Below are 24219 nucleotides of genomic sequence, written 5' to 3'. Positions count from 1 at the left end.
GGTAATCGTGCATATTTCCGGCTCCGGCACCCGGCCGTCGTGGAGGCTGATACAGATCCTCACCGTACTTGCAGTTCTTACCGCGTGCGGACCTACCACCGCATCCCCGAGGGAAGGAGAGAACGTCCAGGCCACGACCCCGTCGATCCCTGGATGGGTCCCCACCTTCGGTGACGAGTTCGACGGAAATCCTGGGGCACCGAATCCGGACGTATGGATCCCGGATGTCGGCGGAACCGGTTGGGGAAACGACGAATTACAGTACTACACGGACGGCGACAATGTGTTCCTCGACGGACGAGGACATCTCGTCATCGAGGCGCGTGCAGGTTCCGATGGACACCGTTGTTGGTACGGCCGCTGTCGCTTCACGAGCGGGAAGCTGACGACACGGAAGCAGGACGAGACCATTGTATTCGCTCAGGAGTACGGGCGATTCGACATCCGGGCGAAGTTACCGGTCGGCACCGGACTGTGGCCGGCATTCTGGTTGCTGGGCGAGAATCTCGATGAGGTCGGCCACCCTGAGGCTGGTGAGATCGACGTCGTCGAGGTCATCGGAAAGCGCGACGACGAAGTCGAGCAGCACGCCCACGGACCGGGTCTGCACTTCGGAGCCGAGCACATCCTTCCACAGGGCCAGTCCGTTACCGACTGGCACACATACGGTATCGAATGGTCGTCCGACCAACTATCGTGGCACGTGGACGGGGAGATCACAAGGACCCTCACCCGTGACGAGGCGGACTCGGGATGGGTGTTCGATCGCCCATTCTTCCTCCTGCTCAATCTTGCTGTCGGAGGGGAATGGCCGGGCTCCCCCGATTCGGACACCGAGTTTCCTGCTCGAATGCTCGTCGATTACATCCGTGTTTACCGGGCGGAGGACCAACCGTGACCCGATCGATCATCGAAACCGAACTTCGTTCCGTATCTCCTCGGAGGACGACGGCCCCCGGATCTGTTCACACGATACGGGTGACGATTCCCGCACCGCGCGACCAATGGCGGGAGATTGTGGGGGCGGACCCGTCGGCAGGACCGTCCCATCTCCCGGAATGGCTCGATTGCGCCTGCGATGCCGAAGGCTGGACCGACGCGAGCCGCCTGTACGACTTGAGCAACGGGCGCCGAATCGTCGTTCCGATGGTGAGGCGGAGTCCGGTCCCCGGAGTGTCGAGCAGGTTCGACACATATGCGTCGATGCCGCGAGGGTGGTCTGTCGGGGGCATCCTCGCGGCAGGCGGCGCGACTTCCGCGGACCTTTCAGCTGTGTTGCCCGACCTCGCGGTCATACCTGGCATCCGGGTGCTGGTACGTCCGGACTTCTCCACTGCCCGCCTCTGGTCGGAGACTTGGTCACGAAGTCGCTCTCGAATCCCGCAGCGGTGTGATGTGGTCGTCCCCGCCACGTACATTCTCGACCTCACGGGTGGATTCGAGACCGTTTGGACCCAGCGGTTCTCGTCCAAGGCTCGGTCGGGCATCCGGAATGCGCAGAGAAAGTCGGAGGCTGCCGGACTGGTCATACGGAGCGGTAATTCTCCGCGTCTGGTCTCGGATTTCTACAAGGTTTACCTTCGATGGCTGGCCCGTCGAGCCGTCGAACGGCAGACTCCTCGACTCCTTGCCGAATGGATGGGCCGACGACGCGAACCTCTGCGACGCTTCGAAACCGTGGCCCGAGTCTTCGGCGATCGAAGCCGGATCTGGGTGGCATACCTCGGGGACGTCCCGGTCGCTACGGCTTACGCCGTCTATCACGGCACCGTGGGAATGGGTTGGCGAGCCTTCAGCGATCGTGAACTCACGGGCTCGTTACGAACACACGAACAGTTGCAGGTACACGCCATCGAGTACGCCTGTCGTATAGGTTGCCTGTCGTTCGACATGGGACAGGCAGGCGGAATCGCAGGACTGGAACACGTCAAGGGCCGGTTCGGCGGAACCGCCCATAATGTTCCCGAGTTCACTTGGGAGACATTGCCGTTCTCCAAATTCGGACGAGCCTTCGTCGAACTCCGTCGCGAACTCGAGCGTGGGTCGCTCGCGCTGCACAATCGTCGAACCGGACAAAGATCATGACCTGTGACCTGTCACCACTCCTGACGAACCGTGAGGGAGGCCGACCCCTCACGCCGGTCGACCTGTTGTTCACTGCATCGGAACTCGCAGAGTTGTTGCGCCAGGCACTCCGGGAGGGACATTGGCTGGACGCCTACCTTCTCGCGGCGGGATCGACTCAACTCGTCGACGACGCCATTCGTCCCGATCCAGCCCAGTTGTACCGCGCAGCTGCCCTTCTACGACGCGACGATTCGATGTACGCTCGGCTCGCCGGTTCGATAACGTACGCGACTGCGGGAACGATATCCGCTGTGATGGTCGGCGCACACCACAGGAATCTGCACCGATTGCGTATGTCCCTGCGTGACCTCACATTCGAACTTGCCCGCACGATCGTCGATCCGACAGGTCGACACCCTTCGCTACCCCACAGTCTCGAGCCCACCCTGCATGCCTTGACGAATCGGAAGTCGGACGTCATGCGCATCCCCTCCTGTTTCCGCAGTTTCGATCAACATCCCGATGACATGGTGGAACTCGCGCGAAGGTTTCACGAGCGACCGGCCGCGACGCGGCAGGTATGCGTCGTGGGAGTGCGCACCTCCGGAAATTACCTGGCACCTCTGTTGGGTGCTGCCCTCGAACGTCGTGGCACTCCCGAAGTGAGTACGGTGACCTACCGCCCTGGACGGCCGTGGGAACGATCGGATGCAAAGATCCTACGGTCGACCGTCCGGGAGGGAGGAACGATTCTCGTAGTCGATGACCCGCCGGTCACTGGAGGTTCCATCGCCGATACCGCACGTGCTGTCGAAGCGCTCGGGATCCCTCGTCACCGCATCGTCCTCGTCGTTGCTCTCGCCGAGGAGACGCCACCCCCTGCTCTTGCAAGGTGGGAAGGCGTCTACCTTCCGTGGAACCGTTGGGCGGTTCACCGCAGATTGACCCGAACAGCACTTGCGGCAACCCTCCGCGAAATGCTCAGCCCCGAATACAGGGTGGTTGCGTCCGGCCCGCGACGACTTCCGGGGGACAACCGGGCCCGGGTGCGCGCTCGTTTCTCGGTCACATTCATCACCGAATCATCCAGTTGTCGCCGGGAAATCATTGTGGAAGGTGCCGGACTGGGTTTCTTCGGACGACACGCGGTCGCAGTGGCGGCACCCCTACAGAATCACTTCCCTCACGTGTACGGAGTGTCGGATGGACTTCTCTACCGAGACTGGGTTTCGGGTCCCGAAATCTCGGAAGAATTTCCCGAATTGGCCGAGTCCATAGCCGAGTACGTGGCCGACCGCGGTCGAGCTCTGCGCGTTCTGCGTGACCCCACCCGCTCTCTACGTGATCGCGGAACCTCGGCTGCTGCGGCAGCCCGCGTCCTGAGCGGAATGTTCGGCAGATTCGACCTGTTCGGACAATATCTCCTACTCGATCGGGTCACTCGCGGTCTGCTGCGCACCGACACTCCCAGCATCCCGGACGGACAGACACAACTGCAGTACTGGCGTCGGTCACCCCGCTCCGGTGCGATCCGCAAGGTGCAATTCCATCAGAGTTCCTTCAGCAACCTCGAAATAACCTGTTACGACTCGGTTTCCGATCTCGCCGGGGCAGCTGTGGAGTCTCCGGCCCACGAGTTCGAGGAGCTGTTGCGTACCTGTTACACCGAACGCACCGGGGAAGCGATCGACCCGGAGCGGTGGTTGTTGTACAAATTGACAGCGCTGTGGAGACTTTGCCGCGCCGGTGACATGAGCCGAGAGGATATCGAATTCCGTTCGGCATCCGCTGTCCACGAATACCTTTCGACAGTCATCCCTCCGGTCGATCACGGCGTCCGAGTTCTCGGTGGGCCGTTGTGCGCCGTCGACCTCGACGGCGTGCTCGAAACCTCACCCCTGGGTTACCCCTGCACCACCCCGTTGGGCGCATTGTCCGTCCGCGCCCTCGCTGCCCACGGCTACCGACCGGTCCCCGTCACCGGTCGCTGCCTGCGCGACGCTATCGACCGGTGCCGGCGATTCGGACTCGCCGGAGCTGTCGCAGAGTACGGCGCTGTGGTCTACGACGCACGTACGGAGACATGGACGGATCTACGTACTACCAGCGCGGTGGCAGCGCTCGAACGAGTCCGCGCACATATTGCAGGACTCGACGACGTAAGGATCGATCCCCGGTTCCGTTTCGTCGTCCGCGCTCGGTCCCGCAGCGGACCGCTTCCCGATGTCGTCGCAGCCGGAGTCGTGGCGGCCGCCGACGGGAGGGTCCGTGCCATCCAGGGACAATCCCAGACCGATTTCGTCCCTCAGGAAGTGGACAAATCGTCGGGTCTCTCATGGTTGGCCCACCGACTCGATGAGGAAATCGCTCTGGCCGTCGGTGATTCGAGAGAGGACCTGGGCGTTCTCGCCATGGCCGGACTGAGTCGCGCCCCCCGCAATGCAGACGAGACGGTTCATCGATCCGGGGTTACGATCACCCCCCACGCCTATCAGGCCGGTTTCGCGGACGCCTGCAGCGATCTACTCGGCCACCGTCCGGGAGGGTGTCCGCATTGCGCTCCTCTCACCCTGTCGGCGCGAAGCAGACTACTGTGCTCCGTACTCGCCCTGCGCGAGGACGGAATTCACGGACTGCCTATCAGGACGATGCGTCTCGCTGCAGCAATCGCTCGTCGTTATCGGAAAGCACGAATACGCCGCAACTCATTCGAGTGAAGCAGCGTCCCTCCAATACTCTCGCCATATCGATGGGGACAATCCGCCAGGCGACACGCCTGCGGCGATCGCCCGGCGCTCGACGGCACGAACGCGCCGGGCGAATGCGAGCACCGCGCTTCGGAGGGAGACCTCGGCGTCCGTGCCTCCGAGCACGTCCACGGTGCGCAACTCCTCTGGGACGAGGTCGTCCGGGAATCCGGCACGGCTCGTACGCTCGTACACTTTCTGAGCCAATGCCAATGCCGGCTGCGCCATCGCGATCCCGTCGAGGCACGACGCGCGTGCCTTCTCCGCCTTCTTCGCGACCTCCCACGCCGCTTCCTGCTCGGCGACGTCGAGCGGACCGGTGTGGCCGTTGGTCAGGTGCGGGCTGCGCGCTGCCAGCTTGGCGACGAGCGTCGCCGCCACGTCGTCGACCGTGAACTGCCCGTTCGCCTCGGCGATCCGGGAATGGAACAGCACCTGCAGCAGCAGGTCGCCGAGTTCTTCGCGGAGCTCGTCCGGATCACCCGACTCGACGGCGTCGAGGACCTCGTAGGTCTCCTCGATCAGATAGCGGCGCAGACTCTCGTGGGTCTGGGTGACCTCCCAGCCCCCGAACGACCACAGTCTGTCCATCACGGCCGCCGCCTCGGCGAGAGCGGTGTAGTCGGTCATGCATTCACCGTCGCCGCGCTGTTCAGATCCACCGAACCCTGCGGCTTGCCGTCGAGGGCGAGCAGGAAGTCGGCGATGTACTGCAGCAACGCCACGTCGCGCACCCGATCCGATCCGACCCCGCCGGTCCGCGGGATCGGCAGCTGCACCAGACCGCTGGTCGCGCGGTACTGCGCGCCCGGATACAACCGCTTGAGCCGCATCTGCTTCGAGTCGGGCAGCTCCATCGGCGAGATCCGGATCTGGGTGCCGGTGACCGCGACCTCCTCGAGGCCGTACTCGCGGCACAGCAACCGCAACCGGCCGACGGACACGAGCCGCTGGACCTCCTCGGGCAGCGGACCGTAGCGGTCGACGAGTTCGTCGACGACCGTGGCGATCGCGGCATCGTCGTTCGCGGCGGCGAGTTTGCGGTACGCCTCGAGACGCAGCCGGTCGGACGCGACGTAGTCGGCCGGGATGTGCGCGTCGACGGGAAGGTCGATCCGCACCTCCTTGGGTGCTTCGTCGGTGGTGACCGTGCGGCCGTCGGCCGCGGCGCGGTACGCCTCGACGGCCTCGCCGACCAGCCGCACGTACAGGTCGAAGCCCACGCCGGCGACGTGACCGGACTGCTCGGCGCCGAGAACGTTACCGGCGCCGCGGATCTCGAGGTCCTTCATGGCCACGGCCATACCTGCGCCGAGATCGGAGTTCTGCGAGATCGTGGCGAGCCGGTCGTAGGCGGTCTCCGTCAGCGGCTTCTCCGCCGGGTACAGGAAGTACGCGTAGCCACGCTCGCGCGAACGCCCGACGCGACCGCGCAGCTGGTGCAGCTGCGACAGGCCGAGCGAATCCGCGCGTTCGACGATGAGCGTGTTGGCGTTGGAGATGTCGAGACCGGTCTCGACGATCGTCGTGCACACCAGCACGTCGAACTCGCGCTGCCAGAAGCCCTGGACCGTCTTCTCGAGCGTCTCCTCGTTCATCTGCCCGTGCGCGACCGCGACCCGTGCCTCGGGGACGAGATCGCGGAGTCGCTTGGCGGCCTTGTCGATCGAGCTCACCCGGTTGTGGACGTAGAAGACCTGGCCGTCGCGCAGCAACTCCCGGCGGATCGCCGCGGCGACCTGCTTGTCGTTGTAGGCACCCACATAGGTGAGGATCGGGTGCCGTTCCTCGGGCGGGGTGAGGATGGTCGACATCTCGCGGATCCCGGCCATGCTCATCTCGAGGGTTCGCGGGATCGGTGTGGCCGACATCGTGAGCACGTCGACGTGCGTGCGCAGCGCCTTGATGTGCTCCTTGTGCTCGACACCGAAACGCTGCTCCTCGTCGACGATCACGAGACCGAGGTCCTTCCAGCGGATCCCGGTCTGGAGCAGACGGTGGGTGCCGACGACGATGTCGACGGTGCCGTCGGCCATGCCCTCGGTGATCGCGCGCGAGTCCGACGCGTCGGTGAACCGGCTCAGTCCCTTCACGGTCACGGGGAAGGCCGCCATCCGCTCGGTGAAGGTCTGCAGGTGCTGCTGCGCGAGCAGGGTCGTGGGGACGAGCACCGCGACCTGCTTGCCGTCCTGTACCGCTTTGAACGCCGCACGCACCGCGATCTCGGTCTTGCCGTAGCCGACGTCACCGATCACGACGCGGTCCATCGGCACCGCCTTCTCCATGTCGGCCTTGACCTCGGAGATCACCGTGAGCTGGTCCTGCGTCTCGGTGAAGGGGAAGGCGTCCTCCATCTCCTTCTGCCACGGCGAGTCGGGCGCGAAGGCATGGCCGGGCGAGGCCTGCCGCGCCGCGTACAGCCGCACGAGTTCGCCGGCGATCTCGCGAACCGCTTTGCGCGCCTTGCGCTTGGTGTTCGCCCAGTCGGATCCACCGAGCTTGCTGACGGACGGCAGTTCGCCGCCGACGTACCGGGAGAGCTGGTCGAGCTGTTCCATCGGCACGAACAGCTTGTCGCCGGGCTGGCCACGCTTGCCGGGTGCGTACTCGATGACGAGATACTCGCGGCGGGCGCCACCGACGGTCCGCTCGACCATCTCGACGAACTTGCCGATGCCGTGCTGGTCGTGGACGACGAAATCACCGGCGTTCAGGGCGAGCGGGTCGACCTGGTTGCGACGCTTGACGGGAGTCTTGCGGCCCTCGGTGACGACGCGGTTGCCGGTGAGGTCGGCCTCGGTGACGACCACCAGCCCCGGCACCACGTTGTCGTCGTTGCCGGGGAGGACCACGCCCTCGTGCAGGCAGCCACGCATGACGCCGACCTGCCCGCGCACCGGCTCGGTGCCCGGTTCGAGCTTCGCGGCGGGGACCTCGTTCTCCTTCAGCCGCTCGAGGATCCGCTGTCCGGTGCCTGCACCGGCGACGACGATCACCGCGCGGCCCCCGGCGGTGACGTGGGCGCGCAGGTTCACGAACAGCATCGACAGCAGGTCCTCGGAGCCGCGGACCTCGGGGGCCGGCTGCACGTCGAGGACGAGTTCGGTGTCGGCACCGGAGGCGAGCGGGCTCAGCGTCCACCACGGTGTGCCCGCGGCCTGCGCGGCCTCGCGCACCTGGCGCAGCGACCGGTAGGCCGACGCACCGAGATCGAGCTTCCGGCCGTCCACGCCGTTGAGGTTCGAGGTGTCGAGCGGCGCCGCACCACCGATCGAGGCGGCGGTCCACGACGCCTCGAGGAACTCCTGCCCGGTGCGGGCGAGATCGCTCGCGCGGGTACGGACCTTCTCCGGATCGCAGATCAGCACGTGCGTCCCGGCGGGCAGAACGTCGGTGAGCAACTGCAACTCACCGGGCTGCAGCACCGGCAGCAGCGCTTCCATGCCCTCGACGGGGATGCCGCCGGCCATCTTGTCGAGCATCTCGACGAGCGCCGCATCGGCCGGGTTGTCCTGGGCGAGCTGCGCGGCCCGGGCCTTGACCTCGTCGGTGAGCAGCAGTTCGCGGCACGGCGGCGCGACCAGCACCGGCACGTCGACCTCGGAGATCGAACGCTGGTCGGCGACCGAGAAGCAGCGCAGTTCGGTGACCTCGTCGCCCCAGAACTCGACGCGGACCGGATGGTCGGCGGTGGGCGGGAAGACGTCGAGGATGCCACCGCGCACCGCGAACTCACCGCGCTTGCCGACCATGTCGACGCGGGTGTACGCGAGTTCGACGAGCCGCTCGACGAGTTCCTCGAAGTCGTGTTCGGTGCCGACCCGCAGCGTGACGGGGTCGATCTCGCCGAGTCCGGGGGCCATCGGTTGCACCAGCGACCGCACGGTGGCGACGACGACCTTCAGTTCGGGCCCGAGATCGCGATCGTCGGGACGGGCGAGGCGACGCAGGACGTGCAGGCGACGGCCGACCGTGTCGGCGCTCGGCGACAGGCGCTCGTGCGGCAGGGTCTCCCACGAGGGGAACTGCGTGACGCCCTCGCCGAGCATCTCGGTGAGTTCGGCGGTGAGATCGTCGGCCTCGCGTCCGGTGGCGGTGACCACGAGCAGAGGTGTCTTCTCGGCCAGCGCCGCCGCGACGAACGGCCGCGCGGCGGGTGGTGCGACGATCTCCTGTTCGGCGGAACCGGCGAGCTCGCCGATCCTGCGCAGTCTGTCGTCGGCCAGCGCGATCCGCGCCAATCCGGACAGTGGGACAGCGGCCGGGGGCACAGCAGACAAGGAAGGCGCTCCTGAGTGTGGGACGAGAACCTTGTCGAGTCTATTCCGCTGTTCCCCGGGCGTCACCGCGCCGTGGCGTGACGGGCGCTACCGCCGGGGCGCGAGGATGATCACCGCGTAGGGACGAGAAGGTCGGCACTGCTGGCACCGAGCTCGCGCGCCGCCCACTCCGCCAGCTTTGCGAACAGTTCGTCGTCGCCCGCCTCGCGCCGGGTGTCGTCGTCGGCGAGCCAACGGCGGCGCACCATCCTCAGCAGTGCCGCGCGGGTGCGGGCGGGATCGGCGTCGAGCGCGAAGGTGACGAAGGCGTCGGGCGTCCACGCTTCGATACCCGACCGTTCCAGCGCCCCGGTGAGCTCGGGGTCGGCGGTGACGACGGCGTCGGCGTGGCACAGCAACGCCACCGACGTCACGTGCGCCTCCCTCGGTCCCGTCACGTGCGGCACCTCGCGGAGCACGGCGGTGGGCCAGACGACCCGGGCGTCGGGGAAGGCGCGGTCGAGTTCGGCGAAGAGGAAGTCGCGGGCGGGACGCAGCAGATCCTGCGGCAGTCGGCGGTCCACCTCCGCGATGATCCCGTCGCTCCAGAAGGGTTGGTAGAGGCCGTCTTCGGCGAGGGCGAGCGCCACATCGCGCAGGCGGGGGCGGGCGAGGACCGTCGCACCGAGCACCACTCGAACCGGCATCGTCACCCTTCGTCGAATCGTCGGAACGGACCGTACCGTGCTGCCGCGACGGGCCGCGTCATGCTGTCAGAACGGGTCGTACAGTCCTTCGCGCCGCGTGAGGTCGGCGAGTCCGTCGAGGACCGTCGTGACCACCTCCGCCTGCTGCTTCGCGAGTTCGAGGACGTCGGAGCGCGACACCCTCCGGTGCAGGCCGTGGAAGTCGGCGGCGAGTGCGCCCGTGTCGACCAGGCGGGCGACGTGTCGGCGGGAGCAGCCGAGGACGTCGGCGGCCTGGGCGATGGTGAGCAACGACGGCACGACACCGATCGTCACGGCGGTGTCGGGCCCGAACCGGTCGAGCAGACCCGCCAGCGCCGCGGGGGCCTCCTCGGCGGAGAACGGCCCGAAACTCACGACTGCAGCCGCAGACGGCGCTCCACGAACTGCCGGAAGTATTCGAGCTTGTTCGCCGGCACCAGCGCGGGCAGGATCATCCGCCACATCGCGCCCGTCTGTTCGGCGAGCCGTTCGGTCGCCTTGAGGGCGTTCGCCATGATCCGGGCGCCCATCGCCTGCTCGAGCAGCAACAGGGAGACGGCGTGGACGTCGACGTCCTCGACGAGGTCGCCCTCCTCGGCGGCCCGGGCCGCGAGTTCCTGCAGGTTGTTCTGCCAGATCTCGTAGGGCCGGTGCTCGGTGCCCTGGTAGTCGCCGATCTCGACCAGCAGCCGGAACATCGCCCGCACCACGGAATCGGTCTCGGACATGTCGACGTGCAGGACCGACAGGTCGATCAGTGTCTCGAGCGCCGGGGAACGGCGGTCCATCTTGGATTCGGCGGCGGCCTCGAAGCGGAGATAGCCGGAGTCGATGACCCCGCGCGCCAGTTCTTCCTTCGAACCGAAATGGAAGTACAGCGCACCTTTGGTGACGCCGGCCTCCTCGATGATGTCGCCCAGGTTCGCGTCCGCGTACCCGTCGCGCACGAAGATCGTCGCTGCGCCCTGCAGCACCGATTCGCGTGTCACCTCTGCGCGTACTTGTCGTCCCACCACAGCCTGCCTTCTCACGGGTATCCCAACGATAACGCCACTTACCTGAAAGTAGAGAGCAGACGGTCCCGAAAACGAGAGGACTATTCGGAAACCGGGGGTTCCCCGAGCTTGGGGTCCGCTTCCAGACCGATGAGGCCGTTCCAGCACAGGTTCACGAGGTGGGCCGCCACATCCTCCTTCGACGGGGTGCGGCGGTCGAGCCACCACGTGGCGGTGGTGGCGACCATGCCGACGAGCGCCTGGGCGTAGAGCGGAGCGAATTCGGGGTTGAGGCCCCGCCGGGAGAAGTCACCGGTCAGCAGCTCCCCCACCTGCCGCATCGCCTCGTTGAGCAGGCTCGAATAGGTGCCTTCCTCGGCGGACATCGGCGAGTCGCGCACGAGGATGCGGAAACCGTCGGTGCGTTCCTCTATGTAGGTGAGCAGTGCCAGCGCGGCCCGCTCGACGCGGATCCTCGACCGGTTGCGGGTGAGGCTCTCGGTGACCATCGACATCAGAACGGTCATCTCGCGGTCCACGACCACCGCGTAGAGGCCTTCCTTACCGCCGAAGTGCTCGTAGACGACCGGCTTGGAGACCTGCGCCCGCTGGGCTATCTCCTCTATGGAGGTGCCCTCGTAGCCGCGCTCGGCGAACAGGGCGCGACCGATCTCGATGAGTTGTTCCCGACGCTGCGTGCCCGTCATCCGGATCCGCGGAGTGCGCTCGGTTCGCTTCTGCGACGCCTGCGACACAGGTCCTCCTTCGGCGGCGGGACGTACTCGAACGTTCGACAGCCTATCCATTCCCGATCGCGCCACCCCAGGTTCGACGTCGACGCCGTCTCGTGCGAGGATCGGGGGCGCACGCCCGCCGGTTCCGCCGCGGGGGTGTGGCAGTCCGCCGTGGTGTAATCGGCAGCACCTCTGATTTTGGTTCAGATAGTTCAGGTTCGAGTCCTGGCGGCGGAGCGGGAACCGTCCCGGGGAGCCTCAGCGCTTCCCCGGTGCACGCACGGACCAGTGTGCAGAAACGTGTCGAGGGAGCTACATGCAGGTGCAGACCGCGATCGTCGTGCTGGCAGCCGGAGCAGGAACAAGGATGCGGTCGAAGACACCGAAGGTGTTGCACACCCTCGGTGGACGCACGATGCTCGCGCACTCCCTGTACGCCGCCGCCGCACTCGGACCCGCCCATCTCGTCACCGTCGTCGGGCACCGCCGCGAGGAGGTCTCCGCCGAGGTGAGCGCCGTCGCCGCGGGTCTCGACCGCGAGATCCTGGTGACCGTCCAGGAGGAACAGCTCGGCACCGGCCACGCCGTGGAGTGCGGCCTCGGTGCCCTCCCCGACGACTTCGACGGCACGGTCGTCGTCACCGCCGGCGACGTCCCGCTGCTCCGCCCCGACACCTTGCAGGAACTGCTCGATGCGCACCTCGACGCCGAGCCGGCCGCCGTCACCGTCCTCACCACGACGGTGTCCGAGCCGACCGGCTACGGACGCATCGTACGCACCACCGACGGCGATGTCGCCGGGATCGTCGAGGAGAAGGACGCCTCGCCGACGCAGCGCGCGATCCGGGAGATCAACACGGGCGTGTACGCCTTCGACGCGACCGCGCTGCGATCGGCTCTCGGCAAGCTGAGCGCCGACAACTCGCAGGGCGAGCTGTACCTGACCGATGTCGTGAAGATCGCCCGCGGCGAGGGCCACACCGTCCGCGGCGTGCACACCGACGACGCCGTGCAGGTCTCCGGCGTCAACGACCGCGTCCAACTCGCGGCACTGACCACCGAACTCAACCGGCGCCTGCTCGAGCACTGGATGCGTGAGGGCGTCACGGTGATCGACCCGGCCTCGACGTGGATCGACGTCGACGTCGTGCTCGGCACCGACGTCACCATCCACCCGGGTGTGCAGTTGCGCGGCCGCACGGTGATCGCCGACGACGCGGAGGTCGGCCCCGACACGACGCTGACCGACGTGCAGGTCGGCGCCGGTGCCACCGTGGTGCGCACCCACGGCTCCGACGCGGTGATCGGCGCGGAGGCCACGGTCGGCCCGTTCACCTATCTGCGTCCCGGCACCGAACTCGGCGCGTGCGGCAAGCTCGGCGCCTTCGTCGAGACGAAGAACGCGCAGATCGGGGCGCATTCGAAGGTCCCCCACCTCACCTATGTCGGCGACGCGGAGATCGGCGAGCACTCCAACATCGGAGCGTCGAGCGTGTTCGTCAACTACGACGGGGTGACGAAGTACCGCACGGTCGTCGGATCGCACGTCCGGACCGGGTCGGACACGATGTTCGTCGCTCCCCTCACAGTGGGCGACGGCGCCTACACCGGCGCCGGAACAGTACTCCGTCGCGACGTTCCTCCGGGGGCGCTGGCGGTGTCGGGTACGCCACAGCGCAATATTGAAGGGTGGGTCCAGCGAAATCGCGCCGGTACCCCCGCTGCCGAGGCAGCATCGAGAGCACAGCAGCAGCACGACCACGATCGCCAGAAGGACGGCCAGAACCAGTGACCAATTGGATCGACAACCAGAAGAACTTGATGCTCTTCTCCGGCCGGGCCCATCCCGAGCTGGCGGAGCAGGTCGCGAAGGAACTGGGCGTCCCCCTCACCCCGCAGACTGCACGGGACTTCGCGAACGGTGAGACGTTCGTGCGTTTCGAGGAGTCGGTGCGCGGTTCGGACGCCTTCGTGCTGCAGAGCCATCCGTTCCCGCTGAACCAGTGGGTCATGGAGCAGCTCATCATGATCGATGCGCTCAAGCGTGGTTCGGCCAAGCGCATCACCGCGATCCTGCCGTTCTACCCCTACGCCCGTCAGGACAAGAAGCACCGCGGCCGCGAGCCCATCTCCGCCCGCCTGATCGCCGATCTGCTCAAGACCGCCGGCGCCGACCGCATCATCACGGTCGACCTGCACACCGATCAGATCCAGGGCTTCTTCGACGGTCCGGTCGACCACATGCACGCCCAGGGCCAGCTCGCCGAGTACATCCGCGGCAAGTACGGCGTCGAGAACATCGCCGTGGTCTCCCCCGACTCCGGTCGTGTGCGTGTCGCCGAGAAGTGGGCCGACACCCTCGGTGGCGCGCCGCTGGCGTTCATCCACAAGACCCGCGACCCGCTGGTGCCCAACCAGGTCAAGTCGAACCGCGTGGTCGGTGACGTCGACGGCCGCACCTGCATCCTGATCGACGACATGATCGACACCGGCGGCACCATCGCCGGCGCTGTGAAGATCCTCAAGGAGGCCGGCGCGGGCGACGTCATCATCGCCGCCACCCACGGTGTGCTCTCCGATCCGGCCGCCGAGCGCCTCGCTTCGTGCGGCGCCAAGGAGGTCATCGTCACCAACACGCTGCCGATCCCGCCGGAGAAGCAGTTCGACTGCCTCACCGTGCTGTCGATCGCTCCGCTGCTCGCGCAGACGATCCGCGAGGTCTTCGAGAACGGCTCGGTCACCTCGCTGTTCAACGGGGTCGCCTGACCTTCCGCTCGACGACGGGGCAGACTTGTCCGGGTGTTCACCGGATTTCCCGTCGCGGCCCTCGACTTCTACGACGATCTCGAGGCCGACAACAGCAAAGCATTCTGGGCCGCGCACAAGGCCGTCTACGACGACTGCGTGCGCGGCCCGATGCTTGCCCTGCTCGCGGAACTCGAGGAGGAGTTCGGGGAGGGCAAGGCCTTCCGTCCGTACCGCGACGTGCGGTTCAGCAAGGACAAGCTGCCGTACAAGACCCATCAGGGCGGATTCGTCTCCGTCGCGCAGAGCGTCGGTTACTACGTCGAGATCAACGCCGCGGGGCTGCGGGTCGCCGCGGGCCTGTTCCACGGCTCGTCCGACCAGATCGCCGGATACCGAGCCGGGGTCGATCACGACCGTCGCGGCCCCGGACTCGGGAGGATCGTGCGCAAGCTCGAGCGCGCGGGATACGAGATCGGTGGCGACCGGTTGAAGTCCCGGCCGCGCGGCGTGGACGCCGATCATCCCCGCATCGAACTCATGCGTCACCGGTCGCTGTGGGCCGGCCGGACGGAGATCTCCCCGCCGTGGATCGACAGTCCGCGCACCCTCGAGGAGGTGCGTTCGGCGTGGCGCGAGTTCCGGCCGCTGGTGCGCTGGCTCACCGCTGCCACCGCAACGTGATCCGGCAGACCGGGTGGTATGGAAATGCTGTGTGGCGCAATGGTTTGAAGGACGCGCCGGGAGGGGAATGATCTTCGTCACGCCGCGCGAAATCGTCGCAGGTCGTGCGAGACCCCCCTCCCCTGCGTAACTCGGCTTTCACCTAAAGTGGCACCTCGTGACCGACGCGCAAACTCTCGAAGCCCCTACGGAAAACGCGACAATCCGAACGGTCCGACGATGGTCGCCGGGTGCGTGCGTCTGGTGTGGTGACACCGACTCGGTCGAGGTCTTCCGCAACGAACCTCGCTGTGCCACATGCCGTAAGCACGAAGCCGTCATCGACGAGGCCCGCAAGTTCATGGGCATGTACGGCCTGCGCCCCATCGGCGGCACCCTGCAGTCCGACGACGAGGAGGAGTACGAGCACCGCCTCGCCGCCCGCGAGGCCCGCCGCGCCCTCAACGACATCCGTCTCGCCGAGCAGCCCGACCCGGCACTCGTGCGCAAGGCGCTGCGTCCCCGCGCCGCCGCGATCACCGAGAGTCACACCGGTTCCTCCGCGCAGACCTCGCGTCCGTCCTCCGCATCCCGAAGCTCGTCCTCGTCCTCCTCGCCCAAACCGGCGAAGAACGCGGCTCCGGTCCGGACGGGCGCCGTGGACGTCGAGGAGATCCAGACCCGCGCCCTCGCGCTGCTCGATCAGCTCTCCGCGATCGACGCGCAGCTCGCCCTCGTGGCCGAGCAGAGCGGTCTCGCCGCCCGCGCCCGCCGCAGCGATCTGGAGAAGCAGAAGGCGACGATCCTGCGCACCCTCGCCGCACTCGAGAAGGCACGTCTGAGCGCATCCGGCAGCTAGTCGCCGGACCACACCACCGCAGCCCCGCCCCGCTCCGTCGAGTCCGCTCGACGATCCGGGTGCGGGGCTGCGGTCGTTACCGCACGTCACAGTAGGTGTCGTTACCCCACCTCACGACAACGGACCGGGTAGTCTGTGATCGACCAAGGGCCTGTCGGGGGGCGCTGCTCGGGCGTTCTCGCCTGCGCGGATCCGGGCCGAAGCCTGTCCGAAGGAGTGCGCGTGAGTGTTTCCGACTCCCCTCGCGTCGGTGCACCCGCGTGGCGATCGTTGTCCTCGGCCCTGGCGCGACCCCGACTGTTCGCGTGTCTCGACCGGTGCTCCACGCTGACGGTGATCGACGCTCCCCCGGGCTTCGGCAAGCGGACACTCGTCGCGGGATGGCTTCATCAGGGCGGCGCACCCGACCACACGATCGTCTGGATTCCCGAACTCACCGCGTCCGGCGACGGCGACCTGTCCGAGCGTGTGCTCGAGGTCCTCGCCGACCACCCGGCCGTCGACGTCGCCACCGAGGGTTCCGACGAGTCCCCGTTCGAACGCGTGGTCCGTACCTTCCGCGATCTGGGCTCACTCTGCCTGCTCGTGCTCGCCTGTGTGTCGCCGGAGAACTCGGCCGACGTGCTCGAAGGGACCCTCCGGCTGCTCGATCGCTGCCCGCGGCTCGATGCGATCGTCTGCCTGCCGGGAAACAGCACCGACATGACCGAGGTCGTCCTCCGGGGAATCGACTCCACGTACGTCCCGGCCGCCGATCTCGCGTTCACCGTCGAGGAGACGACGACGCTGTTGCGCGACGCCGGACCGGAGCGCTCCGACAGCGAATGCGAGGTCGTGTGCCGTGCACTCGGTGGCGTGCCGACCCTCGTCTCGGCGGCCGCGGTCGTGGCCCGGAGCCGGCCCCAGCGCCTGATCGACTCCCGGGGACTGCCGACTCCTGCCTTGGCCCGCCTCGTGCGGACGTATGTGGAGTACCGGCTCGACGAACTCGACGACGCGCACCGCGAGTTCGCGTTCTCCGTCGCCGCGGCCCACAGTGTCACCGCCCACCGGGCGGCCGAACTGACGGGCGCGGAAGATGCCTCGGATGCACCGGCGACACCTGCCGCCTCAGGAGCACCGGCGACACTCGCCGCCTCACGAGCACTGGCGACACTCGCCGCCGCAGGCCTCGTGATGGATTCGCCCTTCGACGATCCCCGGACGTGGCGGTGGCCCGACGCCGTCCGCTCCTGTGTGCTCGACATCTCCCGCCGGGAACACCCCGGACGGGTCGACGCACTGCTCGTCGAACTGGCCCGGGCGCACCGCGACGCCGGCAAGCCCGCCGAGGCGTCGATCTATGCCGTCGAGGCCGGCGACTGGCAGACCGCCGTGGCGATCGTCGAGGAATCCTGGGCGCGCATGGTCGACAGTTCCTTCGACGTTCTCGTCAAGGTGCTCCGGCAGATCCCCGACCAGGAACTCGGCGACCATCCGTCGGTCCAGGCCGGTCGCGCGCTGTTCACACAGATGCTCGACGAACATTCGATCCTGCACGCCTCCCTGCCCACGGATCCCGACGAACTCGCCGAGCTCGGGAAGACGCCCGGCGCCGCGCAGGCCGTCTACGTCGCGACGGTGCAGACCCTGACCCTGCGGGTCTCGGGCGAGTTCGGTGAGGCCGCGCGGTTGACGCTGCTGTTACGTCCGCTGGTCCATTCGATCCTCGAACACCGGCCCGACGATCTCGGCCCGCAGCTTCCGCTGCTGCGCGTGCAGTGGGCGATCACGCTCCAGCTCGCCGGATATCTGACCGAGTCCACCACCGTCTTCCGCCGCGCCTACCGCGGTGCCTACGCCGCGAACATCGCCTTCGTCATCCAGAACGCCGCAGGCAGCTCGGCGCTGAACTGGGCGGTGACCGGCGACAATCCGCGCGCCCGGGAATGGCTGCGCACCGAGAGCAACGCCGAGCCCACCGAGGGCCGCTGGGGCGAGATGGTCAAGGTGGGCGGCCGGGTGGCGTCCACGCTCGTCCACCTCGACTCGCTCGAGCTCGACCGTGCCGTCGGATATCTCGACGAGCTCGGCGTCCCGCGGGTCTCGGAGGAACTCTGGGGATTCGTCGCCTACGGCCGGGCCTACTACAACCTGGTGACGGGCAACGCCTACGACGGACTCACCGAACTCCACCGGCTCATCGCCTCGCACCACGACCTGTTCGCCCGCGGCGCGTTCTCCCGCATCCTGCTCGGGGCTGCCGAGATCGATCTGCATCTGGCGCTCGGCAACGGCAACCTCGCGCGCGCCCTCGCCGAGGAGGCGCCGCAGAACCATCCGATACTCGTGGTGACGAATGCGCGCGTCGAACTGTTCACCGGCCATCCCGACGTCGCGCTCAAGAAGCTCAAGCGCGTTCACTGGACGGAGTGCGGCTTCCCGCGCGCACATCTCGAGGCGTTGCTCGTCGAGGCGAGCGCCCATCTCGATCTCGACGAGAAGGACGCCGCGGTCCGCAGTTGGCAGCGGGCCTGCACACTCGCCGAGGCCCTCGGCAACCGCCGCGCCTTCACGACTCTGGCCGAAGGTGTCGCCGGGCGTCTCGCGGAACTCGGCGGTCCCACCGGCCCGGACGAAGCGATCGGGTCCGTCTTCACCGAACCCGTCACCCACGTCGAACTGTCCCGCCGTGAGACGGACGTGCTGGAGTTGCTCGCGCTGGGATCGACGCACGCCGACATCGCGAAGAAGTTGTTCGTCTCGCACAACACGATCAAGACCCAGTTGCGCAGCATCTACCGCAAGCTCGGGGTGCACACGCGGGTGGAGGCGATCGGCCGGGCGCGTGATCTCAGGCTGTTGCCGGTCCGCCGGTCGCTGTAGCCGAACGCGCACGCATCCGGGCGGCGAGCCGCAGATCGAGCGCCCACACGACGCCCGCGAGCGCCGCCAGTCCGACACCGAGCACGCACACAGCGGTCCACCCACCGGCGCTCCACGCCATCGTGCCGAGCGCCGAACCGGATGCCGCACCGACGAAGTAGCCCGTCATGTAGACCGAATTGACGCGCGAACGGGCGTCGGGGTCGAGGGCGTACACGATGTTCTGGTTGGTGATGTGCACGAGATTGAGCGCGAGGTCGACGACGAGCATCCCGACGACGAACCACACCAGCGAACTCCCGCCCGCCGCGAGCGCCGCCCACGACGCGATCAGCGTGAACACCCCCACCGCCGTAGTCGGCGGTCCGTAGCCGCGGTCGACGAGCCGGCCCGCCGCGGTCGCGGCGAACGCACCGGCCACCCCGGCCAGCCCCACGAGGCCGATCTGCAGGTCGTCGAGGCCGAACGGCGGGTCGGACAGCAGGAACGCCATCGTCGAGAACAGCGCACCCACCGACGCGAAACCCAGTCCGCCGAGCAGCGTCCTGGTCCGCAGGCGGGGATGCGTGACGATCAACGTCCCGAGGGATCGCAGGATGCTGCCGTAACCCTGACGGACCACCGGTGGCGTCGCCGGCAGCACCCGCCACAACGCGAGGGCCACGATCACCATGGCGACCGTGCTCACCTGGTAGACCGTCGTCCAGCTGTCGCCGAGTTCGGCGAGGATGCCCGCGACGCTCCGGGCCACGAGGATCCCGACGAGCAGGCCGCTCATCACGGTACCGACCGCGCGACCCCTCGATTCCGGCGTCGCGAGGGTCGCTGCGAACGGCACCAGTACCTGCGCGGCCACCGAGAACAGACCGGCGATCGCGGTGCCCACCACGAGCACCCCGATGTTCGGTGCGAAACCGCTCAGCCCCTGACCCGCCGCCGCGGCCAGCATGAGCATCACCGCCAGTCGCCGCTGCGGGAACATGTCGCCGAGCGGCACGAGGAACAGCAGGCCGAGAGCGTAGGCGACCTGTGCGACCGTCACAGTGGAAGCGGCGGCCGATCGGGAGGTGTCCAGCGCTTCGGCGATGGAGTCGAGCAGCGGCTGGTTGAAATAGTTGCCGCCCACACACAGACCCGTCGCCACGGCCATGAGCACCAGGACCGGGGTCGTCAGGACGGCACGGGAGGACGTCATGTCCTCCAGCGTCCCGTGTGGGCGCGGCGGAAGTCGAATCGCCTCGTCGGCCGCCTGTCGAGGGCTACTCCCGGGACGCGGCGAGCAGGACGAACCGTCCGTCCGGATCCACCCATTCGTGCCGGACGACGAATCCCGCGTCGGCGAGTTCCTGCGAGATACCGACGAGGCGGAACTTCGCGGAGATCTCGGTCCGGATCTGCTCCCCCTCGGCGAGGGTGATCTGCAGATCGAGGCCCGGGATACTCACGTCCATCGCCTCGGTCGCCTCGAGGCGCATCTCGATCCACTCGTTCTCCGGGTCCCAGACGGCACGATGCACGAACCGGGCGGGATCGAAGTCGGCGCCGAGCCGGGCGTTGAGCACCCGCAGGACGTTCCGGTCGAACTCCGCCGTCACCCCCGCCGCGTCGTCGTAGGCGGCGATCAGGGTGTCGCGGTCGATGACGAGCCCGGCGCCGAGCAGCAACCACTCGCCGGGGTCGAGGATCGCGGCCGTCCCGGCAAGGAACTGTGCGCGCTCGCTCGGGACGAGGTTGCCGATCGTGCCGCCGAGGAACGCGATCGCGCGTTTCCCGCCGGCAGGAAGATGCGCGAGCGAATCGGTGAAATCGCCGACCACCCCGTGCACCGTCAGGTTCGGATACTCCGCCGCCAGTCTGGTGACGGCCGACCGCAACGCCGGTTCGGAGACGTCCTGCGGCACATAGGTGTGGAGATACGGTTCGAGGGCGTCGAGCAGCACGTGCGTCTTCTCCGACGACCCGGAGCCGAGTTCGACGAGCATCTCGGGGCGGGCGGCGTCGGCGAAGTCGGCGGCGTGCTGTCGCAGCAGGGTGAACTCGGTGCGCGTCGGGTAGTACTCGGGCAGCCGCGTGATCTCGTCGAACAGTTCGCTGCCGCGCGCGTCGTACAGCCAGGTCGGTGACAGGTACTTGGGATCGGACGTGAGTCCGCGCCGTGCGTCCTCGCGCAGTTTGGCGTCGAGGTCCTCGGGGCGCAGATGCACGTCGACGATCACGGTGAGCCGACCTCCAGTGGTGAGACGATGAGTTTGCCCGGCATCGCAGCGACGAGATGCCGGTCGGGTACGGGTTTCCAGCGACTGTCGTCGTCGAACGGTTCGGACGCCACGATCGCGACCTGCTCGTCGACGAACGTCCACAGCGAGTGGTACCAGGCGGTGGCCCAGATCCCGGATTCGTTGCACAGCAACATGTTCAGCCGTGAGTCCGGTGCGAGTTCCAGCACGTCGTGGACGAGTGAGATCAGTGCCGGTTCGGGATCGGCCGAGCGCAGCCGCGATTGGAGCAGGAGCCACAGCGTGGCGGCGTCGGTGGGCGATTCGAGCCGCAGCAGTTCGGCGACGGGCAGCGCGGCGGCGAGCGTGACGAGCGATCCCGGCCAGCCCCGGACGACACCGTTGAGGCTGAACGCCCACCGGTCGTCGGAGAAGGGTGCGGACGCCGATCGTTCGACGGGCATCCCCTCGGTGGCCGAGCGGGTCGCGGCGACCACGGTGCGCGACCGTATCGACGTCAGGCCTTCACCGACGAAGGAATCGGACCAGATCGGCAACGCCGACCGGTAGCGTCCGAAGGTGCCCTCGGCACTCCACCATCCGACACCGAAACCGTCGGCGTTGATCGTGCCTCCCCCACGCATGTCGGTGGGCGCCCACGACTGGCGGAGCAGTGAATTGGTTCCGGTGGACAACAGTGCGGCGACGTTCGTCTCCGGTCCGATGTACGCCAGATGTCTACACATCGCCCGTCCCGTACGCGACGCGGAGCCCGGAGAAGATCTGGCGGCGGATGGGCAGATCCCAGTTGCGGAAGGTTCCGCGGCACGCGACCTCGTCGGTTCCGAAGGAGCCTCCGCGCAGCACCCGGTGTCCGTCGCCGAAGAAGACCTCCGAGTACTCGCGGTACGGGAACGCGCGGAAGCCCGGATAACCGGTGAACGGGGTGGACGTCCACTCCCACACGTCGCCGATCAGCTGGTGCACTCCGAGCGGTGACGCTCCCTGCGGATACGCGCCGACGACGGCGGGACCGAGATGACGCTGACCGAGATTGGCGTGGTCGGGGCCGGGATCCTCGTCGCCCCACGGGAATCGGCGGCTTGCTCCGGTGGCCGGATCCCAGCGTGCCGCCTTCTCCCATTCGGCCTCGGTCGGAAGACGTCCACCGGCCCAGCAGGCGAACGCCTCGGCTTCGTGGAAGCACACGTGCACGACCGGCTCGTCCGGGTGCAGCGGCGCGGTGCGACCGAAGGCCGTTCGGTTCCATCCGGTTTCGTCGCGACTCCAGAATTGCGGGGCCTCGAGACCGGCGTCGAGGCGATGCCGCCAACCGACCTCGCTCCACAGTTCGGGCCGCTCGTAGCCACCGTCCTCGACGAACTCGAGGTATCGACGGTTGGTGACGGGCACCGCGTCGAGCTCGAACTCCGGCACCTCGACGACGTGCGCCGGACGTTCGTTGTCGAGGGCCCACGGATCGGTGGACGTGCCCATCTCGAATGCGCCGGCGGGGATCCGGACGCGTTCGGTGTCGCGGACGGTTCCGGTGCGCGGCGCGTCCGGCGCGTCGAGCAGCGGCGGCCCCTGCCGCAGTTGGTGAGTCGCGAGCATCGTCTCGTCGTGCTGCTGTTCGTGTTGTGCGACCATCGCGAAGACGAAGCCCTCGCGGGTCAGCTCGTCGTCGAATGCACTGTGCTCGAGCACGTCCCAGGTGAGATCGCGGACGGCACGCGCGTAACCGCGGGCGGCGTCGGGGTCGAGCAGCGGCAGCCCCGTGCGGGTCGCGCGGGGATGCCGGAACGCGTCGTAGAGATCGTCGATGTCGCCGCGGACCGCAGGGCGCCGGCCCGCGACCCGCACGAGCCAGCGCTCCTCCTGGTTGGCGATGTGCGCGAGATCCCACACCAACGGGCTCATCAACGGCGAATGTTGTGCGGTGAGATCCTGTTCCGGCACGGAGGTGAGTACCTCGGTACGGGCACGAGCCCGCTCGAGGTGACGCCTGAGCGCAACACGAGCAGGTGTCACCGCGCCTCCTCACCCGGCGCCAGTCCGCGCAGGCACCGTGCCGCGGCCGCGTCGAGCGCCGCGGTGAACCGCATGTCGCGGGAGGACTCCGCTGCAAGCGAGAGCAGACCCGCTGCGGCAGCACGCAATTCGAGCGATGCGAGACCGACGCGGGCCGCCTCGGCCCACTGGTCGCGCACCGGGGCGGCGATCGCGCACGCCTCCACGGAGACCTCGGGTGCCGACAGCAACGCTTCGAGGGCCGCGACGGGCACCTGCCACGACTCGGCCGGTTGCGCATCGAGATAGCGCACCTCGAGGTGCCCGCACGGCCGAACGGGCGGGAACAGCGTCGTCATGTGGTAATCGAGGTCGTCGACGGTGGGTCGACGACGGATGTCGGCGTCGAGCTCGCCCGCGAGCCACGCCGCGAAGGTCGCGCCGGGCGGTGCGTACCACTCGGGCAGCTCCGAACGCACGCAGGTCAGCGGTGCGTCGAGCACCCACGCGGGGTAGTCGGCGGGATGGTCGACGTGACCGAGAGCGGGATCGAGTTCGAGCCACGTGCGCATCCGCTGCGACGCCCAGTCGCCCTCCGGAGCGCCCCGCAGCCGGGGCGAGCACGCGAAGGCCGCGATCATCGCCGGGCCGATGGCGTGGAGCAGCTCCCAGCGCTGCACGATCTCCGCCTCGTCGCGTCCCGCGTCGACGGAAACCTGCACCGACGCAGTGCTGTTCATCATGAGCCGGCCCATCGGGCCGATGCGGTCGTAGCGGAGTTCCATCGCCCCGTAGCGCGGGGTGCGCAGCAGACGGTGGGGAGGCCGCACCTCGTCGGCGGCGCGGTCGAGCATGATCACCGACCGGCGGGCCAGCAACGCCCGGAGCATGCGGAGGTCGGCCGTGAGTCGATCGCACACCTGCCGCGCCGAGGTGCACGGCACGCTCGACAGCTCGACCTGACCACCCGGCTCGACGCTGACCGCACTGCCCGACGGCAGGGGACGGGCGGACGACGACGGCGCCACCGTGCGCGGCGCGTGGGGCCCGAGGGCCTCGACGAGCGTCGTGAGTTCGGGACGCGATTCGGTGCCGTCGGCCCGCGCGGTGAGCCATTCGAGTTCGACCCCGATCAACCTGGGAATTCCCAGCCGGAACGCCCTGCTGCGGACGTGATCCTCCGCTGCTGCTCGGGAGCCGAGTTCCTTACGGGCACGGGAGGCCGAGGCATCGACTGCCATTGCCATTCGTCCACCCCCTCGGCCGGTGCGCCAGGTCTGCGGTCGAGACTAACCCGCCCGGGGACACGACGCGCGGATAACGCACCGGTG

Annotated in this window: 19 protein-coding genes and 1 tRNA gene; 9 read left to right on the top strand and 11 right to left on the bottom strand. The window is 67.9% G+C overall.

Annotated elements, in window-relative coordinates; all coding sequences use genetic code 11:
- The first annotated feature begins 7 nt into the window (after positions 1 to 7).
- From B9C99_RS20155 to B9C99_RS25640, 3 genes are read left to right on the top strand one after another with little or no spacing between them, the layout of a single operon-like run.
- Positions 8 to 898, top strand: coding sequence for a family 16 glycosylhydrolase (locus B9C99_RS20155; RefSeq protein WP_172415026.1), 891 nt, complete (start codon positions 8 to 10; stop codon positions 896 to 898).
- Positions 808 to 2085 (top strand): GNAT family N-acetyltransferase, encoded by a 1278-nt coding sequence (locus tag B9C99_RS26370; protein WP_088899104.1) that lies wholly within the window; start codon positions 808 to 810, stop codon positions 2083 to 2085. Before B9C99_RS20155 ends, B9C99_RS26370 begins: the two co-directional genes overlap by 91 nt.
- A complete protein-coding gene (locus B9C99_RS25640; protein WP_143543573.1) occupies positions 2082 to 4784 on the top strand; it encodes an HAD family hydrolase in 2703 nt (900 codons plus the stop codon). The genes B9C99_RS26370 and B9C99_RS25640 overlap by 4 nt, the downstream gene beginning before the upstream one ends.
- Here the strand turns inward: B9C99_RS25640 and B9C99_RS20145 are convergent.
- The 6 genes from B9C99_RS20145 to B9C99_RS20120 all read right to left on the bottom strand — a co-directional run bounded on the left by B9C99_RS20145 (position 4773) and on the right by B9C99_RS20120 (position 11503).
- The gene (locus tag B9C99_RS20145; protein ID WP_088899103.1) at positions 4773 to 5444 is read right to left on the bottom strand and encodes a MazG family protein; all 672 of its coding nucleotides are present in this window, start codon (positions 5442 to 5444) and stop codon (positions 4773 to 4775) included. The two genes, B9C99_RS25640 and B9C99_RS20145, sit on opposite strands and share 12 nt — an antisense overlap.
- Positions 5441 to 9094 carry a transcription-repair coupling factor gene (gene mfd / locus B9C99_RS20140; protein WP_172415023.1) on the bottom strand — a complete coding sequence of 1218 codons (3654 nt, stop codon included), beginning with the start codon at positions 9092 to 9094 and terminating at the stop codon, positions 5441 to 5443. The genes B9C99_RS20145 and mfd overlap by 4 nt, the downstream gene beginning before the upstream one ends.
- Positions 9095 to 9204: 110 nt before the next feature.
- Positions 9205 to 9780 (bottom strand): PIN domain-containing protein, encoded by a 576-nt coding sequence (locus B9C99_RS20135; RefSeq protein WP_088899123.1) that lies wholly within the window; start codon positions 9778 to 9780, stop codon positions 9205 to 9207.
- Between the two features lie 66 nt (positions 9781 to 9846).
- The gene (locus B9C99_RS20130) at positions 9847 to 10176 is read right to left on the bottom strand and encodes a helix-turn-helix domain-containing protein (RefSeq protein WP_088899102.1); all 330 of its coding nucleotides are present in this window, start codon (positions 10174 to 10176) and stop codon (positions 9847 to 9849) included.
- A complete protein-coding gene (locus B9C99_RS20125; protein ID WP_267499189.1) occupies positions 10173 to 10814 on the bottom strand; it encodes a ScbR family autoregulator-binding transcription factor in 642 nt (213 codons plus the stop codon). Before B9C99_RS20125 ends, B9C99_RS20130 begins: the two co-directional genes overlap by 4 nt.
- 83 nt (positions 10815 to 10897) lie before the next feature.
- Complete coding sequence (locus tag B9C99_RS20120) at positions 10898 to 11503, bottom strand: TetR/AcrR family transcriptional regulator (RefSeq protein WP_172415033.1); 606 nt, start codon at positions 11501 to 11503, stop codon at positions 10898 to 10900.
- Between the two features lie 192 nt (positions 11504 to 11695).
- Between B9C99_RS20120 and B9C99_RS20115 the strand changes: the two genes are divergently transcribed.
- The 6 genes from B9C99_RS20115 (at position 11696) to B9C99_RS20090 (ending at position 18662) form a co-directional block, all read left to right on the top strand.
- Positions 11696 to 11767, top strand: a tRNA-Gln gene (locus B9C99_RS20115).
- A 79-nt stretch (positions 11768 to 11846) separates the two neighbouring features.
- The gene (glmU, locus tag B9C99_RS20110; protein ID WP_088899100.1) at positions 11847 to 13322 is read left to right on the top strand and encodes a bifunctional UDP-N-acetylglucosamine diphosphorylase/glucosamine-1-phosphate N-acetyltransferase GlmU; all 1476 of its coding nucleotides are present in this window, start codon (positions 11847 to 11849) and stop codon (positions 13320 to 13322) included.
- On the top strand, positions 13319 to 14296 hold the full coding sequence (locus B9C99_RS20105; RefSeq protein WP_016691467.1) for a ribose-phosphate diphosphokinase: 978 nt from the start codon (positions 13319 to 13321) through the stop codon (positions 14294 to 14296). The genes glmU and B9C99_RS20105 overlap by 4 nt, the downstream gene beginning before the upstream one ends.
- 33 nt (positions 14297 to 14329) lie before the next feature.
- Positions 14330 to 14959 (top strand): DUF2461 domain-containing protein, encoded by a 630-nt coding sequence (locus B9C99_RS20100; protein ID WP_088899099.1) that lies wholly within the window; start codon positions 14330 to 14332, stop codon positions 14957 to 14959.
- 157 nt (positions 14960 to 15116) lie between these two features.
- Positions 15117 to 15797, top strand: a complete 681-nt coding sequence (locus B9C99_RS20095; protein WP_088899098.1) for a hypothetical protein — start codon at positions 15117 to 15119, stop codon at positions 15795 to 15797.
- Positions 15798 to 16019: 222 nt separating this feature from the next.
- A complete protein-coding gene (locus B9C99_RS20090; protein WP_172415022.1) occupies positions 16020 to 18662 on the top strand; it encodes a LuxR C-terminal-related transcriptional regulator in 2643 nt (880 codons plus the stop codon).
- Here B9C99_RS20090 and B9C99_RS20085 read toward each other — a convergent pair.
- The 5 genes from B9C99_RS20085 to egtA form a co-directional block, all read right to left on the bottom strand.
- Positions 18631 to 19857, bottom strand: a complete 1227-nt coding sequence (locus B9C99_RS20085; RefSeq protein WP_088899096.1) for an MFS transporter — start codon at positions 19855 to 19857, stop codon at positions 18631 to 18633. The two genes, B9C99_RS20090 and B9C99_RS20085, sit on opposite strands and share 32 nt — an antisense overlap.
- 64 nt (positions 19858 to 19921) lie before the next feature.
- Complete coding sequence (gene egtD / locus B9C99_RS20080; RefSeq protein WP_088899095.1) at positions 19922 to 20878, bottom strand: L-histidine N(alpha)-methyltransferase; 957 nt, start codon at positions 20876 to 20878, stop codon at positions 19922 to 19924.
- Positions 20875 to 21624, bottom strand: coding sequence for an ergothioneine biosynthesis protein EgtC (gene egtC, locus B9C99_RS20075; protein WP_088899094.1), 750 nt, complete (start codon positions 21622 to 21624; stop codon positions 20875 to 20877). The genes egtD and egtC overlap by 4 nt, the downstream gene beginning before the upstream one ends.
- Entirely contained in the window at positions 21617 to 22909 is a 1293-nt protein-coding gene (gene egtB / locus B9C99_RS20070; RefSeq protein WP_088899093.1) for an ergothioneine biosynthesis protein EgtB, read from the bottom strand. The genes egtC and egtB overlap by 8 nt, the downstream gene beginning before the upstream one ends.
- Positions 22906 to 24135, bottom strand: coding sequence for an ergothioneine biosynthesis glutamate--cysteine ligase EgtA (gene egtA / locus B9C99_RS20065; protein ID WP_172415021.1), 1230 nt, complete (start codon positions 24133 to 24135; stop codon positions 22906 to 22908). Before egtA ends, egtB begins: the two co-directional genes overlap by 4 nt.
- Between the last annotated feature and the right edge of the window lie 84 nt (positions 24136 to 24219).

Source organism: Rhodococcus sp. BUPNP1, assembly GCF_002215235.1.
GTDB lineage: Bacteria > Actinomycetota > Actinomycetes > Mycobacteriales > Mycobacteriaceae > Rhodococcus.
The sequence above is the reverse complement of the archived record's forward strand: the minus strand, read 5'-3'. Positions and strand labels throughout refer to the sequence as shown.

Excerpts from the sequence above, each read along its gene's own strand:
- B9C99_RS26370 (WP_088899104.1), top strand. The coding sequence starts at position 808 with ATGGCCGGGCTCCCCCGATTCGGACACCGAGTTTCCTGCTCGAATGCT.
- B9C99_RS25640 (WP_143543573.1), top strand. The coding sequence starts at position 2,082 with ATGACCTGTGACCTGTCACCACTCCTGACGAACCGTGAGGGAGGCCGA.
- B9C99_RS20145 (WP_088899103.1), bottom strand. The coding sequence starts at position 5,444 with ATGACCGACTACACCGCTCTCGCCGAGGCGGCGGCCGTGATGGACAGA.
- B9C99_RS20135 (WP_088899123.1), bottom strand. The coding sequence starts at position 9,780 with ATGCCGGTTCGAGTGGTGCTCGGTGCGACGGTCCTCGCCCGCCCCCGC.
- B9C99_RS20120 (WP_172415033.1), bottom strand. The coding sequence starts at position 11,503 with ATGACGGGCACGCAGCGTCGGGAACAACTCATCGAGATCGGTCGCGCC.
- glmU (WP_088899100.1), top strand. The coding sequence starts at position 11,847 with ATGCAGGTGCAGACCGCGATCGTCGTGCTGGCAGCCGGAGCAGGAACA.
- B9C99_RS20085 (WP_088899096.1), bottom strand. The coding sequence starts at position 19,857 with ATGACGTCCTCCCGTGCCGTCCTGACGACCCCGGTCCTGGTGCTCATG.
- egtC (WP_088899094.1), bottom strand. The coding sequence starts at position 21,624 with ATGTGTAGACATCTGGCGTACATCGGACCGGAGACGAACGTCGCCGCA.
- egtA (WP_172415021.1), bottom strand. The coding sequence starts at position 24,135 with ATGGCAATGGCAGTCGATGCCTCGGCCTCCCGTGCCCGTAAGGAACTC.